Below are 15672 nucleotides of genomic sequence, written 5' to 3'. Positions count from 1 at the left end.
TAATATGATTGCGCAAAAATACACTACAGGCCCCGGCAAGAAGGGCGCCTTCGGCGTGCTTTCGCTCTCCGGTTTGCTCGTCTCTCTGCCGCTGATGGCCGAACAAACCACCGCTGAGCTGCCCAAAGCCAGCGAAACCATGGTGGTGACCGGTACGGCCATGAAGGTGGAAGTGCCGATGGCCGAGACCCCTCGCGCCGTCTCCGTGGTTAATCGCGAGGAACTGGATCAGCACGCCGTGTTGCAGCTGGATGAAGCGATTCGCTACCGTTCCGGCGTATTGACCGGTCTCTATGGATCCGACAACAACACCGACTGGTTCAAGGTGCGTGGCTTCGATGCCGCCTCTTATCTGGATGGCAACCGCTTGTTTGGCACCGGCTACTACGTCTGGACGCCGGAACCGTTCGGTCTGGAGAGTGTGGAAGTGCTGAAGGGGCCAGCCTCGATCCTTTACGGTGAGGCGCCTCCGGGCGGGGTGATCAATGCCATCAGCAAGCGACCGACCGCCACGCCGCAAGGGCAGGTAGATCTGCAGCTTAGCAGCCGGGATCATCGTCAGGTCGGGGTGGATGTCTCTGACGCGCTCTCCGACAACAGCCGCTACCGCATGGTTGCTCTTTATAAAGAGCGTGATGGTGTGCTTACCGGTACTTACAACGATCGGGTTTATCTGGCGCCCAGCATCACCTTCGATCTTTCGGATCGTACCAGTCTGACCCTGCTGGCCAGCTTCCTGCACGACGAAGGGGTCCCGACCAACGGCTTCTTCCCGGTCTATGGCACCCTGAATACGTCAGGTGGCCAGATTGATCCCTCCACCAACCTGAGTCAGCCGGATTACGATAGCAACCGCAATGCCCAGATCTCCACCGGTTATGAGCTGGCCCACCAGCTCAACCAGACTTGGGAGTTCAAGCAGAACGTCCGCTTCAACTATAACGATCTGCTGCTGCGCCAGACCTATATCTTCCCGACCTATGAAGGCACAACCGCCAGTCGTGGCCTGGTTTACCGCGATGGCAATACCAAGAGTGCCACCATGGACAACCAGATGGTGGGCTACTGGAACACCGACAGCACCGAGCAGACCTTGTTGCTGGGGGTTGATCTGCAGCGTCATGTCAATGAAGGGGTCGAGGCCGACAACTACGGTATGGGCTCCATCAATACCATGAACCCGGATTACAGCGGCTTCCCCGGTTTTGACGAATCGACCGCCACTCACCAGAAGAGCAGCAAGGGCCAGAGCGGCCTCTATGCCCAGCACCAGATCCGCTGGGACGATCGCTGGTTGCTGACTGCCGGTGGCCGTTTTGACTATGTGGAGACCCACAACACCAATACCAGCAAGGACGAGCGCCAGTACGATCACGAGCTATCCCTCTCGGGCAGCCTGATGTATCTGGCTGACAACGGCCTCTCTCCCTACTTTGCCTATGCCGAGTCGTTCGAGGTGCTGCCGGGGATCGATCCTAACACCCGAAACTCCTACAAGCCGCTCAAGGGCAAGCTCTACGAGACCGGCGTGAAGTATGCGCCTGCCTTCCTCGACGGTTACATCAATCTGGCGCTGTTCGATCTGGCCCAGACCAACTCGCTGGTCTCTACCGGTTCCGGCCAGCAGACCCAGGCGGGTGAAGTGACCTCTCAGGGGGTTGAGCTGGAAGGGAGCGTGCAGGTGACCGATGCACTGCGTCTGACCGCTGCTTATACCTACACCGATGCCAAAACTAACGACACCGGCAGTGGCGATCGACGTGCCAGCCTGATCCCGCGGCACCAGGCCTCCTTCTGGGATAACTACAAGGTGCAGCAAGGGGTGGCTTCGGGTCTGGAGCTGGGGACCGGTGTGCGTTATATCGGTTCCAGCGTGGGTATTGGCGCCGTGAATGCGGACTATACCCCCATCTACGGCTCTGCCGAGGTGCCGGCCCATACCGTCTGGGATGCGATGATCGGGTATGACTTTGCCAAGAACTGGCGTGCCCAGCTCAACGTCAACAACCTGCTGGGTGAAACCTACGTGGCCAGTTGTGACTACTACTGCTACTACGGCGAGCCGCGCAGCGTAGTGGGCAGCATCAACTACCGCTGGTAATCGAAGTCGGGCGGGAACCGGATTCCCGCCCTTCTTTTCACCCGCAGTTGTTCTGATCTCTCTGGAATACCGGTCCGTTATGGAACTCTTGTCTCTGGTTTATCGCCAATATCGTTGGCCTTTTATCGCCATTACCCTGCTCAGTCTGCTCAGTGCCGTCAGCGGGATTGGCGTCATTGCTTTTATCAATCAGTCTCTTATCGAATCTATAGGTGATCCGCTGCCGATCCTCGGTCAGCTGGTCGGCCTGATTGTGTTGCTGCTGGTGATCACTCTCGGATCTCAGCTGGCCCTGACCACTCTCGGTCACCATTTTGTCTACCGGTTGCGCGGCCGTCTGCTCAAGCAACTGCTGGATACCGATGTCGCCCGCATTCGCCAGATAGGTCAGGGGCCGCTGCTGGCCTCCCTCTCCAGCGATATCGGCCAGATCACCATCGCCTTCGTGCGCCTGCCGGAGCTGGTGCAGGGACTGGTGCTCACGCTTGGTTCTGCCCTCTATCTTGGCTGGCTCTCTCCTGCATTACTCGGGGTGACCGCACTCTGGGTCACCGTCACCATGGTGGTGGGCTGGTTGCTGGTGAACCGTGTTTATCGCCATCTCTCCCACATGCGTCAGGCCGAAGATCGGCTCTATCAGAACTATCAGGCCATCATCGCCGGCAGCAAGGAGCTGGCGCTCAACCGCGAGCGGGCTCACTTCGTTTACCACCAGCTCTATGAGCAAAATGCCCGTGACTACCGCCAGCAGATCATTCGCGCCGACACCTATCACCTGAGCGCGGTGAACTGGTCGAATATCATGATGCTGGGGGCCATCGGTCTGGTCTTCTTTCTGGCCAACGGCCTTGGCTGGGCCAACACCAATGTGGCCGCCACCTTCGCCCTGACCCTGCTGTTCCTGCGCACCCCGCTGTTGCAGGGGATTGGCGCCCTGCCGACCCTGCTTGCCGCTCAGGTGGCGTTCGACAAGATAGCCGCCCTCAATCTGGCCGAGCCGGATGCGGACTTCCCGCTGCCGCCCGCCATCCGCCCCTGGCAGCGTATCGAGCTGGAGCAGGTGAGCTTTCACTATCAGGGGGAGGGCGGTTTTGCCGTTGGCCCCATCGATCTGGTCATCGAAAAGGAGGAGCAGATCTTCATCATCGGCGGCAATGGCTCCGGCAAGTCGACGCTGGCCATGCTGTTGACCGGCCTTTACCAGCCGGTATCGGGCCGCATCCTGTTGGATGGTGAACCCGTCACCGATCGCAACGGCTATCTGGCGCTCTTCTCCGCCATCTTCACCGACTATCACCTGTTCCAGCACCTGCTGGGGCCGGAACCCAAGGATGAGCTGGTGGCCGAGTGGCTGGAGCGGTTGCAGATGGGCCGCAAGCTCACCATCGAGGATGGCTTTATCGCCGATATCGAACTCTCTCAGGGGCAGCGCAAGCGGGTCGCCCTGCTGCTGGCGCTGGCCGAGCAGCGCGAGGTGATGCTGTTTGACGAGTGGGCTGCGGATCAGGATCCCCAGTTCCGCCGCATCTTCTATCAGGTGCTGTTGCCGCGCCTCAAGGAGATGGGCAAGACGGTGATTGCCATCAGTCACGACGATCACTACTTCCCGCTGGCTGATCGCCTGCTGGAGATGCGTCAGGGTCAGCTCACCGAACTGACCGGGGCGTGCCGCGCCGCAGTGAGCCGCGATGCGATCGCCCATCTGGATTGTGAGGTGCCGGCTTGATGCCGGCACCGATGAGACTGGCGGCAAGCCAGCACAGGAATTGCTTATGTTTGAGATGAAATCAGCGAGTTTTGTGGTGAACGACCGCACGCTGCTGCACCCCACCGACCTGCGTTTCGAGCAGGGACAGGTCTATGGCCTCATCGGCCACAATGGGTCGGGCAAATCGACCCTGCTCAAGCTGCTGGCACGCCAGCAACCCCTCAGCGACGGCGAGATCCTGTTCGATGGCAAGCCGCTACCCGACTGGGGCAACCGGGAGTTTGCCCGTCAGGTGGCCTATCTGCCCCAGCATCTGCCGAGCGCCGAGAATCTGCTCGGGCGGGAGCTGGTGGAGATGGGCCGCTACCCCTGGCGCGGCCTGCTGGGCCGGATGGGGGCGGAGGATCACCGTCAGGTCGAGCGGGCCATCGCCCTTACCCATACCGAACGCTTTGCCGATCGGCTGGTGGATACCCTCTCCGGCGGCGAGCGGGGGCGGGTCTGGCTGGCGATGCTGCTGGCGCAGGAGAGCCGCTTCATCCTGCTGGACGAGCCGCTGGCCGCGCTGGATGTGGCCCATCAAGTGGAGGTGCTCACGCTCGTCAAGCAGTTGAGCCGTCAGCTCAACCTCGGGGTCATCATCGTCATTCACGACATCAATATGGCTTCCCGCTTCTGTGATCGGCTGGTGGCGCTCCACTCCGGCAGCCTGCTTACCCACGGTGAACCTGAGGGGCTCATGACCAGCGAGACCCTGCACGCCATCTATGGCATTCCGATGGAGGTCATTCGCCACCCGGCTCATGCTCATCCCATCGCCATCGTCTGACCGGGGGCATCCTTGAACCTTTTATTGAAGAAGATGGCTCCCTGCCTTATCAGCCTGTTGTTACCACTTGTGGCGCAGGCCGACACATCCCCGATCGCTTCTGCGCCGCTACCCCGTATCGCCACCGTCGACTGGACCATAGCCGAAACCCTGCTGGCGCTCGGGGTGACGCCGCTGGCTGTGGGGGATGCTGGCCCCTATCAGGCCTGGGTCGGTGAGCCACGGCTGCCCGCCGGAGTGGTGGATATCGGCCTGCGCACCCAGCCCAACCGCGAGTTGCTGGCGGAGCTCAAACCCGATCGCATCCTCATCTCGCCGCTGGCGGCCCCGCTGGCGCCAACTCTTTCCCGCATCGCGCCGGTGAGTACCATCGCCCTCTATGATGGGCAAACCGATCTGTGGCAGCGGCTGCACGAGGTGACCCTGACTCTCGCCCGTATGGTGGGCAAAACCGCCGAGGGCGAATGGCTGCTGGCCGGGCTGGATCGGGATCTCGCCAGTATGCAGGCCGGATTGCCTGCGGATCTGCCGCCCCTGCTGGTGGTGCAGTTTATCGATGAGCGCCATGTGCGGGTGTTTGGTCGCCACAGCCTGTTCGATGCGGTGATGACGCGGCTTGGGCTGCGTAATGGCTGGCAGGAGCAGACCAATGACTGGGGTTTCTCGGTGGTCAGCATCGAGCAGTTTATGACCTTGCCAACCGCGCGGCTGGTGGTGGTCGATCCCATCCCGGTAGGGGTGAGCGAACGGCTGCAGGAGCCTGGGCTGTGGCAGCATCTGCCGCTGGTAAGGCAGGCGCCCGTGCTGCATCTGCCTGCGGTCTGGAGTTTTGGTGGCGTATTGGCCGCCCGCCGTTTCGCCGGTCTGCTCAGCGATGCATTGTTGCAAGATGCCGAGCGTATGGAGGCGAGCCGATGAAGCGACTGCTCACATCGCCGCTGCTGCGGCCGGTCTCGATCCTGCTGGGGTTGACCCTCTCGCTCGCGTATTGGGAGCTGGCTCGCCAGCTGCCCGCTGCGCTCTGGTGGCAGAGCCTCTTCGCCCCCAATCTTAATGACGTCAGCCAAGCGGTGGTGCATTTCAGCTGGTTGCCCCGCTTGGCGGTCACCCTGCTGGCCGGGGCGGCGCTCGGGCTGGCGGGCACCCTGATGCAGCAGGTGCTGCGCAACCCGCTCGCGTCACCGACCACCTTGGGGGTGGCCTCCGGTGCCCAACTGGCGTTGATGATGGTGACCCTGTTTGCCCCCTCCTGGCTGTTGCTGGGGCGGGAGTGGATCGCCATGGCCGGTGGCTGCCTCGCGATGGCACTGGTGTTTGCCCTGGCCTGGCGTCGTCAGCTCAATCCGGTGGTCATCGTCTTTGCCGGGCTGGTGATCAACCTCTATCTGGCGGCCATCAGCATGGGGCTCTTGCTGTTCTTTCAGGAGGAGCTGAAAGGTTTGCTGGTGTGGGGCAGTGGTTCGCTAGTGCAGAATAGCTGGAGCGGGGTGAGTTACCTGTTGCCCCGCCTGCTGGCAGCTGCGGTGCTGGCCGTTGTGCTGGTACGCCCGCTGGCGGTGCTGGAGCTGGATGATGCCAGCGCCCGCAGTCTGGGGGTCTCCCTTCAACATCTGCGTTTTGCCGGACTGGGGCTGGCGGTGTTTGTCACCGCTTGCGTGGTGAGCGTGGTGGGGCTGATCGGCTTTATCGGGTTGGCAGCGCCCGCCATGGTGCGGTTGCTCGGGATCCGCCAGCTTGGCCAGCGGCTGCTGTGGGCTCCAATCCTCGGCGCCCTGCTGCTGGCGGCGACCGATCTGTTGCTGCAGAGTCTGAGTCGCTTCTGGCCAGTCTTGATCCCCACCGGCGCCATGACCGCCCTGCTGGGGGCGCCGCTGCTGCTCTGGCTGATCCCGCGCCTAGGTATCAAGTCGGGTACGCCTAAGGCAAACGCTGGCCTGCTGGTGGCTCGCCATCCGGCTCCGGCTCGCCTTATCGGCCTGTTGCTGGTCGGGCTGCTGCTGGCCGTGGTCGCCACCCTGCTGTTGGGGCAGGGAATGACGGGCTGGAGCTGGCCAAGCTGGCTCCGCTGGCAGGCCCAGCTGGAGTGGCGGTTGCCGCGCACTCTGGCGGCGGGAGCTGCTGGCGTGTTGCTGGCGCTGGCGGGCACCCTGTTGCAGCGGGTCAGCAACAATCCTATGGCGAGCCCGGAGCTGCTGGGGGTGAGCGGCGGCACCTTTATGGGGGTGATAGCGACGGCGCTGTTGCTGCCTGCATTGCCCCTGCCGCTGATGCTGTCCGGTGGCTTGCTCGGTGCCTTCGGCTGCCTGTTGCTGCTGGTGGTGATTAATCGCAAGCACGGCTTCCAGCCGGAGCGGATCCTGCTCTCAGGTATCGCCATCACAGCGTTGTTTGAGCCGCTGCAGGCTATCGCGCTGGCCAACGGTGACCTGCGGGTGCAGCAACTGCTCTCCTGGATGTCCGGTTCCACCTATTACGTCACCCTGCCGGTGGCCTGTGGGCTGGTGGGGCTGGCGTTGTTGATGCTGGCCGCCTGCCTGCTGGTGAGTCGTTGGCTCGATCTGCTACCGATGGGGAGTGCTGTAGCGACTGCGCTTGGCATTCGCCTCAACCGTGCCCAGCTCGCCATCTTGCTGCTGGTGGCCGTGCTCACTGCCAGCGCCACCCTGGTGGTCGGGCCGCTCTCGTTCGTCGGTCTATTGGCGCCACATATGGCCAAGCTGATGGGGTTGGTGCGGGCACGCTGGCACCTGCTTGGGGCCGCCGCTTCCGGTGCCCTGTTGATGGTGTCGGCTGACTGGGTTGGCCAGCAGGTCCTCTTCCCGCAGGAGGTGCCGGTCGGGCTGGTCTCCACCTTGTTAGGGGGCGCTTACTTCATGTGGTGCCTGCGTCGCCTCTAGGTTCGCGGACAAAAAACGCACAATAAAAAGCCCGGGATTAGCCCGGGCTTTTTATTGTTTGCCGAACCGGCTTACTTGCCGATGCAGAAGCTGGAGAAGATACGGCCCAGCAGATCGTCGGAGCTGAATTCGCCGGTGATCTCGGAGAGGGACTCCTGCGCCAGGCGCAACTCTTCGGCCACCAGCTCACCGGCCACGAACACTTCCAGCTGCTCCTTGGCCACCAGCAGGCGCTCGGCGGCGCGCTCCAGCGCATCCAGATGGCGGCGGCGGGCCATAAAGCCTCCTTCGGTGTTGCCCTGGAAGCCCATGCAAGCCTTCAGGTGCTCGCGCAGGGCAGGCAGCCCCAGCTCGGTCTTGGCGGAGATGCGGTAGACGGCGTGGCCCTGCTCCTGACTCGGTGCCAGATCCTCGCCGGTCAGGTCGGCCTTGTTGCGAATGACAGTGAGGCCGATGTTTTTTGGCAACCGATCAACAAATTCCGGCCAAATTTCCCGCGGGTCGACCGCGTCCGTGGTGGTGCCATCCACCATAAACAGCACCCGGTCGGCCTGTTCGATCTCGGCCCAGGCGCGCTCGATACCGATCTGTTCCACCTTGTCCTGGGTGTCGCGCAGACCGGCGGTGTCGATGATGTGCAGCGGCATGCCATCGAGATGGATATGCTCGCGCAGCACATCGCGGGTGGTACCGGCGATCTCGGTGACGATGGCCGACTCACGGCCCGCCAGGGCATTTAGCAGGCTCGATTTGCCGGCGTTGGGACGACCGGCGATCACCACCTTCATCCCTTCCCGCAGCAGGGCGCCCTGTTTGGCTTCCCCGCGGACATCGTCCAGCTCGGACATGATGGCGTAGAGGTCGCCCGCCACCTTGCCATCGGAGAGGAAGTCGATCTCCTCGTCCGGGAAGTCGATGGCCGCTTCCACATAGATGCGCAGCCGGATCAGGCTCTCCACCAGTTGCTGAATTTTGCTGGAGAACTGCCCCTGCAGGGAGTGCATGGCGCTGCGGGCGGCCTGTTCGCTGGAGGCTTCAATAAGGTCAGCGATAGCTTCGGCCTGGGCCAGATCCAGCTTGTCGTTGATGAAGGCGCGCTCGCTGAACTCGCCGGGCCGGGCAGGACGAATGCCGTCGATTTTCAGAATGCGGCGGATCAGCATGTCCATGATGACGGGGCCGCCGTGGCCCTGCAGCTCCAGCACATCCTCGCCGGTGAAGCTGTTGGGGGCTTTGAACAGCAGGGCGATGCCCTGATCCAGTACCTGGCCTTGCTCATCCCTGAACGGCAGATATTCGGCGTAGCGCACCCGCGGGAGCTTGCCGAGCACTATCCCGGCGACCTGTTCGGCGGCGGGGCCGGAGACCCGGACTATGCCGACGCCACCACGGCCTGGCGCGGTGGCCTGGGCCACGATCGTATCTGTTGTCATCTTGCTTGGCTCGTTTGTTCGCTGATAGGAAAACGTAGTGGGGACATTGTAATAAAAAAGGCGGCCCGAAGGCCGCCTCTTTTGTCATCACGGGAAGATTAGCTGCGTGAATGCAGTCCTTTCTTCTCCAGCTGACGATAGATGATGGTCTGCTGGATGATGGAGATGACGTTGCTCACCAGCCAGTAGAGAGTCAGGCCAGCCGGGAACCAGAGGAACATGAAAGTGAAGATGATCGGCATGAACTGCATCACTTTCTGCTGCATCGGGTCGGTTACGGTGGTCGGGCTAATCTTCTGCAGATACCACATGGAGGCACCCATGAGGATTGGCAGCACGAAGAAGGGGTCCTTCACTGACAGGTCAGTGATCCACAGGGCGAACGGCGCGTGGCGCAGCTCAACAGACTCCATCAGTGCCCAGTAAAGGGCGATGAAGATCGGCATCTGAACCAGGATCGGCAGACAGCCACCCAGCGGGTTGACCTTCTCCTTCTTGTACAGCTCCATCATGCCCTGAGACATCTTCTGGCGGTCATCGCCGAAGCGCTCGCGCAGGGCCGCAATCTTGGGTTGCAGCATGCGCATCTTGGCCATGGAGGTGTACTGGGCCTTGGTCAGCGGGAACATGATGCCGCGTACCAGCAGGGTCAGCATGATGATGGCCAGACCCCAGTTTTGGACGAAACCGTGGAACACGGTCAGCAGCCAGTGCAGCGGTTGGGCGATGAACCACAGCCAGCCGTAGTCGACGGTCAGGTCGAGGTGGTTAGCCACCTTGGCCATCTGGTCTTGCAGCTTGGGACCAACCCACAGCTTGCTGGTCACTTCAGCCTGTTGGCCGGCAGCCACGTCAACCAGCGGCGCCTTGTAACCGATGATGGCCTGGCCTTTGCCCGGGATCACACGGCTGTAGAAGCTGTTGGTATCGTCGGCATTCGGTGCCCAGGCAGAGACGAAGTAGTGTTGCAGCATGGCGACCCAACCACCCTTGGTGGTCTTGTTCAGGTCGGCATCCTTCATCTCGTCGAAGGTGTACTTCTTGTAGCGGGTATCTTCAGTGGAGAAGGCACCACCACGGTAAGCGCTGGCTACCATGGCATGACCTTCCTGATCCTTCGGTGTGGCTACGGTCTGCTTCAGCTGACCATAGAACTGCACCTGAACCGGCTCGGCAGATTTGTTGTCGATCTTGTAATCAACGCCAACGGCATAATCGCCACGCTTGAGGATGAACTCCTTGGTGAAGACCACGCCCTTGCTGTCGGTCCAGGTCATCGGAACGACGACTTGATCCTGACCATCGGCCAGCTGATAGCTGGTCTGGGCGGCTTCATAGGTAGGACGACCTTCGGCCTGACTGTCCGGACCGTTGCGACCCACCAGACCGCTCTGGGCGATATAGAGGTGCTCGGGCTTGCTGGTCAGCAGCACGAACGGTTGGTCCTTGCCCTCTTCCAGTTTGTGAGACAGCAGTTCGGCAGACACGATGTCGCCACCCTGGGTATCCAGGGTCAGCTTGAGCACGTCAGAGGAGACGGTGATCAGCTTGCGTGCGGCAGTCGCATTGGCTTGCTCGGAAACCTGAGGAATATCACCGGTCTGACCGGCTTCAGGTACGAAATGTTCGGTTTGGGCCACGGTAGTCGGGGCCGGCTTCGGAGCCTTGTCGGACTCCCACTGTTGCCAGAGCAGAAAGCTCACGAACAGCAAACCGATCAGGAGTAGATTGCGTTGTGATTCCATAGTTTTCAGTTTCTTCGCTTTGGTTGCGGAACCGGGTCATAACCACCCTCGGATAAGGGATGGCATTTTAATAGACGTTTGCTGGCTAACCAAACGCCTTTTATGAAACCGTGAAGTCGGATGGCTTCTATCGCAAATTGGGAACAAGTTGGGGTAAAACGGCAGCGCGGCCCGAGCAGAGGGCTAATGATTAGCTGATACAGGCGTATCAGTTTGATAGCTACCCATTGCAACGGCGTGACAGGGTGCGCCATAGCTTTTCCAGTAACTTGAACAGTTCCTCGTTATCCATCTCTTTCACACCGGCCTTGGCGATCACCACGATGTCGATAGCGGGCAGCTGATGTTGTTTGAGGCGGAAACTTTCCCGAACCACCCGTTTGACACGATTACGCCAAACGGCACGCTTGAGTGCTTTTTTGGGCACAGCGAGACCAAGACGAGGGTGTTCGAGCGAATTGGGAGAAGCGAGAAGGGTAATCTGCGGAGAGGCGGCCCGGACAGGCTCGGCGAAAACGCGTTTGAAGTGTTCGGGAGTTAACAGACGAACTCCCGAGAGAAGGTGTGCTGGGTAGGCATTAGACTACCAGGCGGGCACGACCCTTGGCACGACGAGCGGCCAGAACTTTACGACCGTTGGCAGTTGCCATGCGGGCGCGGAAACCGTGAGAGCGCTTGCGCTTCAGGTTGGACGGTTGAAAAGTACGTTTCATGATTCGATTCCGTATTTCTGTACAGTTTTGATTGTCACACTTAGCCGACGCGCCAGCTATAGCGTGTGACGACTAGCAAAAGAGGCCGAATTCTAAACAGAGTTCGGCTTTTAGTCAATCCGCCGTTCCCTCTCATCCTGCCGTGGTCTTGAAAAGGCCGCTGCCGAGCGTGAGGATCCAGAGGATCAAGGGCTCCGGATTATACTGGCAACCCGGGGTTAAACAAGGGATCCCTCAATAAAAAAGGCGGCCAGGCCGCCAAAGAGAGAGCTATTTAAGGACTTTCCGCAAGAACTCCCGGGTACGGGGATCCTTGGGATCGACCAATATCTGATCCGGCGGGCCCTGCTCGACGATCCGCCCCCCTTCCATGAAGATCACCCGATCGGCAACATCACGAGCAAATTCAATCTCATGAGTCACCACCACCATGGTCTGGTGCTGGCGGGCCAACTCTTTCATCAGTCCCAAAACCTCGTCGACCCATTCCGGATCGAGCGCCGAGGTGGGTTCGTCAAACAGGATCACCTTGGAGTGGGCCGCCATGGCCCGACCGATGCCGACCCGTTGCTGCTGGCCGCCGGAGAGGGAGGCCGGATAGGCATCCTGCTTGTCGGCGAGACCAATGTCCTTGAGGATGCCGAGCGCTGTGGCGCGGGCCTCCGATTTTGGCTGCTTCCAGACGGTGATCAGCCCTTCGGCGATGTTGTCGAGCGCCGTCTTGTTGGCAAACAGGGCGTAGTTCTGGAACACGAAGGAGGCCCGTTTGCGCAGCTCGATCGCCTGCTGCTCGCTGGCATTTGCCAGATTGAGCTGCAGATCGTCGATGGCAAGCGAACCTGCATCCGGGGTCTCCAGCAGGTTCAGGCAGCGCAACAGAGTCGACTTGCCGGTGCCGGAGGGACCGATGATGACGACAATTTCCCCCTTTTTGACCTCCAGATCGATGCCATTGAGCACCTGATTGCCGTGATATGCCTTGGAGAGGCCGGTTAGCTTGATCATGAGAGCCCTCCTTTAAACAGGCGCAGTGTTAAAACGGACTTCCGGCGTGCATTGCAAGCGGGTCAGTTGCTTTGTCATGGCAAACCCCTAATAGGCACGGTTGAGACGAATTTCCAGCAGGTGCTGCAAGCGGGTAAAGAAGATCACCACCACCCAGTAGATCAGCGCCACCGCCATAAAGCTCTCGAAGAACTTGAAGGAGGAGGAGGCTTCCATCTGCGCCTTGCCCATGATCTCGGCCACTCCCAGTGTGAAGGCCAGCGAGGTGCTCTTGATCATGTCGATGAAGTAGTTCATCAGCGACGGGGTGGCGATGCGTGCCGCCTGCGGCAGGATGATCCGCTGCATCGCCTGATAACGGCTCATGCCGATACTGAGCGCCGCTTCCATCTGGCTTTTGTGAATGCCGAGGATGGCTGCTCGGATCGACTCGGCCATGTAGGCGGCGAAATGCAGGGTCAGACCGACGATGGCGGCAGTAAAGGCATCCATCCCCACGAAGATCGGGAACAGTTGCGGCAGTCCGTAGTAGAGCAGGAACAGCTGAACGAGTAGCGGTGTACCCCGAAAGAACGAGATATAGAGCATCGCCAGCCAGTGAATCGCGGGGACGCGAAACACCCGTACTATCGCCAGGGCCAGCGAGAGTACGAGTGCCAGCACGAATCCCCACAGGGCCATCTCCATCGTGGTGCCCAGATATTTGAGCAGGATGGGAAACAGCCCCAGCGTGTATTCGAGGTCAAATTCCATCATTTATTTGTCGGTGATGTCGGAAGCGAACCATTTCTCGGAGATCTGACGCAGGGAGCCATCCTTGCGCATGGCAGTCAGGGCCTCGTCGACCTTCTTCAGCAGCGCCTGTTTCTCCGGGGTCTTCAGGAAGGGCAGGGCGTTCTCGATAGTCTCGAACGGTGCGCCAGCCTGTTGCAGCGGCAGCTTGGACTCTTTGATCAGCTGGGCGGTGGAGACGCGGTCCATCACGAAGGCATCGATGCGACCCAGGGCAACATCCTGCTCGAAGGCGGAGTCATAGGTGCGGATATCGATCTTCTTGTTCGGGTCGTTCTTGCGCAGCAGCTCTTCGAAGTTGGAACCCAGGTTCACGGCCACCTTCTTGCCTTCCAGATCCTTGATGCCGTGGATGGTGTTGTTGCCCTTGCGTACCACAATCTGGGCGCCGTCATAGACGTAAGGCTGGGAGAAGTCGTACTTCGCCTTGCGCTCGTCGGTGATGGTGATCTGGTTGGAGATAGTATCGATGCGGCCGGTTTCCAGCATGCCGAACAGGCCGGAGAAGCTGGCGGTCACGAATTCGACCTTGTAGCCGGTGCGCTCGCCGATCTGGTTCCACATATCCACTTCAAAACCCTGCAGCTTGTCCTGCTTGACGAAGGTGAACGGGAAATATTTGCCGGACATGCCGACCTTGATGGTCTCCTGGGCAATGGCCTGACCGGACAGGGTGGCGAGCAGGATGGCTGCGCCGGAAATAAGCTTGATGGAAGTTTTCATGGGTTTTCTCTCTCTCAATGTCTTGTATTTGTAGTTGTAATCACTGCTTTGGCGCTGATGTTATTGGAATAAAATTTAAAAAATAAATGACATTTGGTTATATGAAATAACAGGAGTGCAGCACGAGATCCGCCAGTTGCAGCAGTGGATCAAGCTGTGGGTAACTTTGGGGATGAAATCCGATCCAAAGGCGCTGGATCCTTGAAAGTCAAGGATCTTATTTGCTGGATCCACCGGGCGATGGCTGGAGATCCGGCAGCTAAAAACGTAGAATAGCCGGTCTTTAGTTAATCAATCGACAGGAGTTTAGAGTGACTGCTTCGCTATGGCAGCAGTGCCTTAACCGGCTGCAAGATGAGTTGCCCTCGGCAGAATTCAGCATGTGGATCCGGCCGCTTCAAGCGGAGTTGAGTGACAATACTCTGACCCTGTATGCACCGAATCGCTTTGTTCTGGACTGGGTACGAGACAAGTATCTCATCCGGGTTAACGGCATCATCAACGAACTCTGCGGGGTCGACGGCCCCGCCCTGCGTTTTGATATAGGCAATCGTCCCCATCCTGTTGCTGTCGCCAGAGCGCCGGTACAGGGTACCGCGCCTGTGAATAACTTGCAGAAGAGCTGGGAAAGCAAGGCTGAAGCCAAGCCCGAGCCGAACCACAAGAGCAATACCAACGTGAACTATACCTTCGAGAATTTCGTCGAGGGTAAGTCCAACCAGTTGGCGCGTGCGGCTGCTCGTCAGGTAGCGGACAATCCGGGTGGTGCTTACAACCCGCTGTTCCTCTATGGCGGCACCGGCCTGGGTAAAACCCACCTGTTGCACGCCGTTGGCAATGCCATCAAGGAGAGTAAAAAAGATGCCAAAGTCATCTATATGCACTCCGAGCGGTTTGTTCAGGACATGGTGAAAGCGCTGCAAAACAACGCCATTGAAGAGTTCAAGCGTTACTACCGCAGCGTCGATGCCCTGCTCATCGATGACATCCAGTTCTTCGCCAACAAGGAGCGCTCCCAGGAGGAGTTCTTCCATACCTTCAATGCCTTGCTGGAAGGTAACCAGCAGATCATCCTGACCTCGGATCGCTATCCGAAGGAGATCAACGGTGTCGAGGATCGCCTCAAGTCCCGCTTCGGCTGGGGCCTGACCGTGGCGATCGAACCGCCGGAGCTGGAGACCCGCGTCGCGATCCTGATGCGCAAAGCTGATGAGAACCAGATCCATCTGCCGGACGAAGTGGCCTTCTTCATCGCCAAACGTCTGCGATCCAACGTCCGTGAACTGGAAGGCGCCCTCAACCGGGTGATCGCCAACGCCAACTTCACCGGCCGTGCCATCAACATCGATTTCGTACGCGAAGCGCTGCGCGACCTGTTGGCACTGCAGGAGAAGCTGGTCACCATCGACAATATCCAGAAGACGGTGGCGGAGTACTACAAGATCAAGCTGGCGGATCTGCTCTCCAAGCGTCGTTCCCGCTCTGTTGCCCGTCCGCGCCAGCTGGCGATGGCACTGGCCAAGGAGCTGACCAACCACAGTTTGCCGGAGATAGGTGATGCCTTTGGTGGCCGTGACCACACTACCGTTCTTCATGCCTGCCGCAAGATCGAGCAGCTGAAGGAGGAGAGTCACGACATCAAGGAGGACTATTCCAACCTGATCCGTACCCTTTCTTCCTGATAACGGAATCGAGTGGACAGATGCAGCGCGAATATTCCAACCTG

The 15672-nt window shown here is 59.8% G+C and carries 13 protein-coding genes and 1 pseudogene; 6 read left to right on the top strand and 8 right to left on the bottom strand.

The window, feature by feature from the left end; translation table 11 throughout:
* Positions 1–4 precede the first annotated feature (4 nt).
* From ACTG2J_RS21340 to fhuB, 5 genes are all read left to right on the top strand, one after another.
* The gene (locus ACTG2J_RS21340) at positions 5–2101 is read left to right on the top strand and encodes a TonB-dependent siderophore receptor (RefSeq protein WP_439997867.1); all 2097 of its coding nucleotides are present in this window, start codon (positions 5–7) and stop codon (positions 2099–2101) included.
* 79 nt (positions 2102–2180) lie between these two features.
* Positions 2181–3827, top strand: coding sequence for a multidrug ABC transporter permease/ATP-binding protein (locus ACTG2J_RS21335; protein ID WP_439989144.1), 1647 nt, complete (start codon positions 2181–2183; stop codon positions 3825–3827).
* Positions 3828–3873: 46 nt separating this feature from the next.
* The gene (locus ACTG2J_RS21330; RefSeq protein ID WP_439989145.1) at positions 3874–4638 is read left to right on the top strand and encodes an ATP-binding cassette domain-containing protein; all 765 of its coding nucleotides are present in this window, start codon (positions 3874–3876) and stop codon (positions 4636–4638) included.
* Between the two features lie 33 nt (positions 4639–4671).
* Positions 4672–5556 carry an ABC transporter substrate-binding protein gene (locus ACTG2J_RS21325; RefSeq protein ID WP_252656616.1) on the top strand — a complete coding sequence of 295 codons (885 nt, stop codon included), beginning with the start codon at positions 4672–4674 and terminating at the stop codon, positions 5554–5556.
* Positions 5553–7535: a Fe(3+)-hydroxamate ABC transporter permease FhuB gene (gene fhuB / locus ACTG2J_RS21320; protein ID WP_439989146.1), complete on the top strand. Its 1983-nt coding sequence runs from the start codon at positions 5553–5555 to the stop codon at positions 7533–7535. Before ACTG2J_RS21325 ends, fhuB begins: the two co-directional genes overlap by 4 nt.
* 71 nt (positions 7536–7606) lie before the next feature.
* Here the strand turns inward: fhuB and mnmE are convergent, their stop codons facing one another.
* The 8 genes and pseudogenes from mnmE to ACTG2J_RS21280 form a co-directional block, all read right to left on the bottom strand.
* Entirely contained in the window at positions 7607–8968 is a 1362-nt protein-coding gene (mnmE, locus tag ACTG2J_RS21315; protein WP_042063286.1) for a tRNA uridine-5-carboxymethylaminomethyl(34) synthesis GTPase MnmE, read from the bottom strand.
* A gap of 98 nt (positions 8969–9066) precedes the next feature.
* Positions 9067–10713, bottom strand: coding sequence for a membrane protein insertase YidC (yidC, locus tag ACTG2J_RS21310; protein ID WP_439997866.1), 1647 nt, complete (start codon positions 10711–10713; stop codon positions 9067–9069).
* Positions 10714–10718: 5 nt separating this feature from the next.
* Complete coding sequence (yidD, locus tag ACTG2J_RS21305) at positions 10719–10967, bottom strand: membrane protein insertion efficiency factor YidD (protein ID WP_075116235.1); 249 nt, start codon at positions 10965–10967, stop codon at positions 10719–10721.
* A pseudogene (rnpA, locus tag ACTG2J_RS21300) lies at positions 10934–11292 on the bottom strand (ribonuclease P protein component). Before rnpA ends, yidD begins: the two are co-directional and overlap by 34 nt.
* Positions 11292–11426, bottom strand: coding sequence for a 50S ribosomal protein L34 (gene rpmH, locus ACTG2J_RS21295; protein WP_005307156.1), 135 nt, complete (start codon positions 11424–11426; stop codon positions 11292–11294). Before rpmH ends, rnpA begins: the two are co-directional and overlap by 1 nt.
* Positions 11427–11696: 270 nt before the next feature.
* Positions 11697–12431, bottom strand: coding sequence for an amino acid ABC transporter ATP-binding protein (locus ACTG2J_RS21290; protein WP_113740551.1), 735 nt, complete (start codon positions 12429–12431; stop codon positions 11697–11699).
* 87 nt (positions 12432–12518) lie between these two features.
* Complete coding sequence (locus tag ACTG2J_RS21285) at positions 12519–13187, bottom strand: amino acid ABC transporter permease (protein ID WP_013724235.1); 669 nt, start codon at positions 13185–13187, stop codon at positions 12519–12521.
* A complete protein-coding gene (locus ACTG2J_RS21280) occupies positions 13188–13946 on the bottom strand; it encodes an amino acid ABC transporter substrate-binding protein (RefSeq protein ID WP_113740552.1) in 759 nt (252 codons plus the stop codon).
* A gap of 311 nt (positions 13947–14257) precedes the next feature.
* Between ACTG2J_RS21280 and dnaA the strand changes: the two genes are divergently transcribed.
* Complete coding sequence (dnaA, locus tag ACTG2J_RS21275) at positions 14258–15628, top strand: chromosomal replication initiator protein DnaA (RefSeq protein WP_043820694.1); 1371 nt, start codon at positions 14258–14260, stop codon at positions 15626–15628.
* The last annotated feature ends 44 nt before the right edge of the window (positions 15629–15672 follow it).

Source organism: Aeromonas sp. 6P (assembly GCF_051919525.1).
Lineage (GTDB): Bacteria > Pseudomonadota > Gammaproteobacteria > Enterobacterales > Aeromonadaceae > Aeromonas > Aeromonas veronii.
The sequence above is the reverse complement of the archived record's forward strand: the minus strand, read 5'-3'. Positions and strand labels throughout refer to the sequence as shown.

Bases quoted from the DNA above. Each gene is read 5' to 3' on its own strand.
- fhuB (WP_439989146.1), top strand. From the start codon at position 5,553: ATGAAGCGACTGCTCACATCGCCGCTGCTGCGGCCGGTCTCGATCCTG.
- yidC (WP_439997866.1), bottom strand. From the start codon at position 10,713: ATGGAATCACAACGCAATCTACTCCTGATCGGTTTGCTGTTCGTGAGC.
- ACTG2J_RS21335 (WP_439989144.1), top strand. From the start codon at position 2,181: ATGGAACTCTTGTCTCTGGTTTATCGCCAATATCGTTGGCCTTTTATC.
- ACTG2J_RS21280 (WP_113740552.1), bottom strand. From the start codon at position 13,946: ATGAAAACTTCCATCAAGCTTATTTCCGGCGCAGCCATCCTGCTCGCC.
- yidD (WP_075116235.1), bottom strand. From the start codon at position 10,967: ATGGCGCACCCTGTCACGCCGTTGCAATGGGTAGCTATCAAACTGATA.
- ACTG2J_RS21340 (WP_439997867.1), top strand. From the start codon at position 5: ATGATTGCGCAAAAATACACTACAGGCCCCGGCAAGAAGGGCGCCTTC.
- ACTG2J_RS21285 (WP_013724235.1), bottom strand. From the start codon at position 13,187: ATGATGGAATTTGACCTCGAATACACGCTGGGGCTGTTTCCCATCCTG.
- ACTG2J_RS21325 (WP_252656616.1), top strand. From the start codon at position 4,672: ATGGCTCCCTGCCTTATCAGCCTGTTGTTACCACTTGTGGCGCAGGCC.
- rpmH (WP_005307156.1), bottom strand. From the start codon at position 11,426: ATGAAACGTACTTTTCAACCGTCCAACCTGAAGCGCAAGCGCTCTCAC.
- ACTG2J_RS21290 (WP_113740551.1), bottom strand. From the start codon at position 12,431: ATGATCAAGCTAACCGGCCTCTCCAAGGCATATCACGGCAATCAGGTG.
- mnmE (WP_042063286.1), bottom strand. From the start codon at position 8,968: ATGACAACAGATACGATCGTGGCCCAGGCCACCGCGCCAGGCCGTGGT.
- ACTG2J_RS21330 (WP_439989145.1), top strand. From the start codon at position 3,874: ATGTTTGAGATGAAATCAGCGAGTTTTGTGGTGAACGACCGCACGCTG.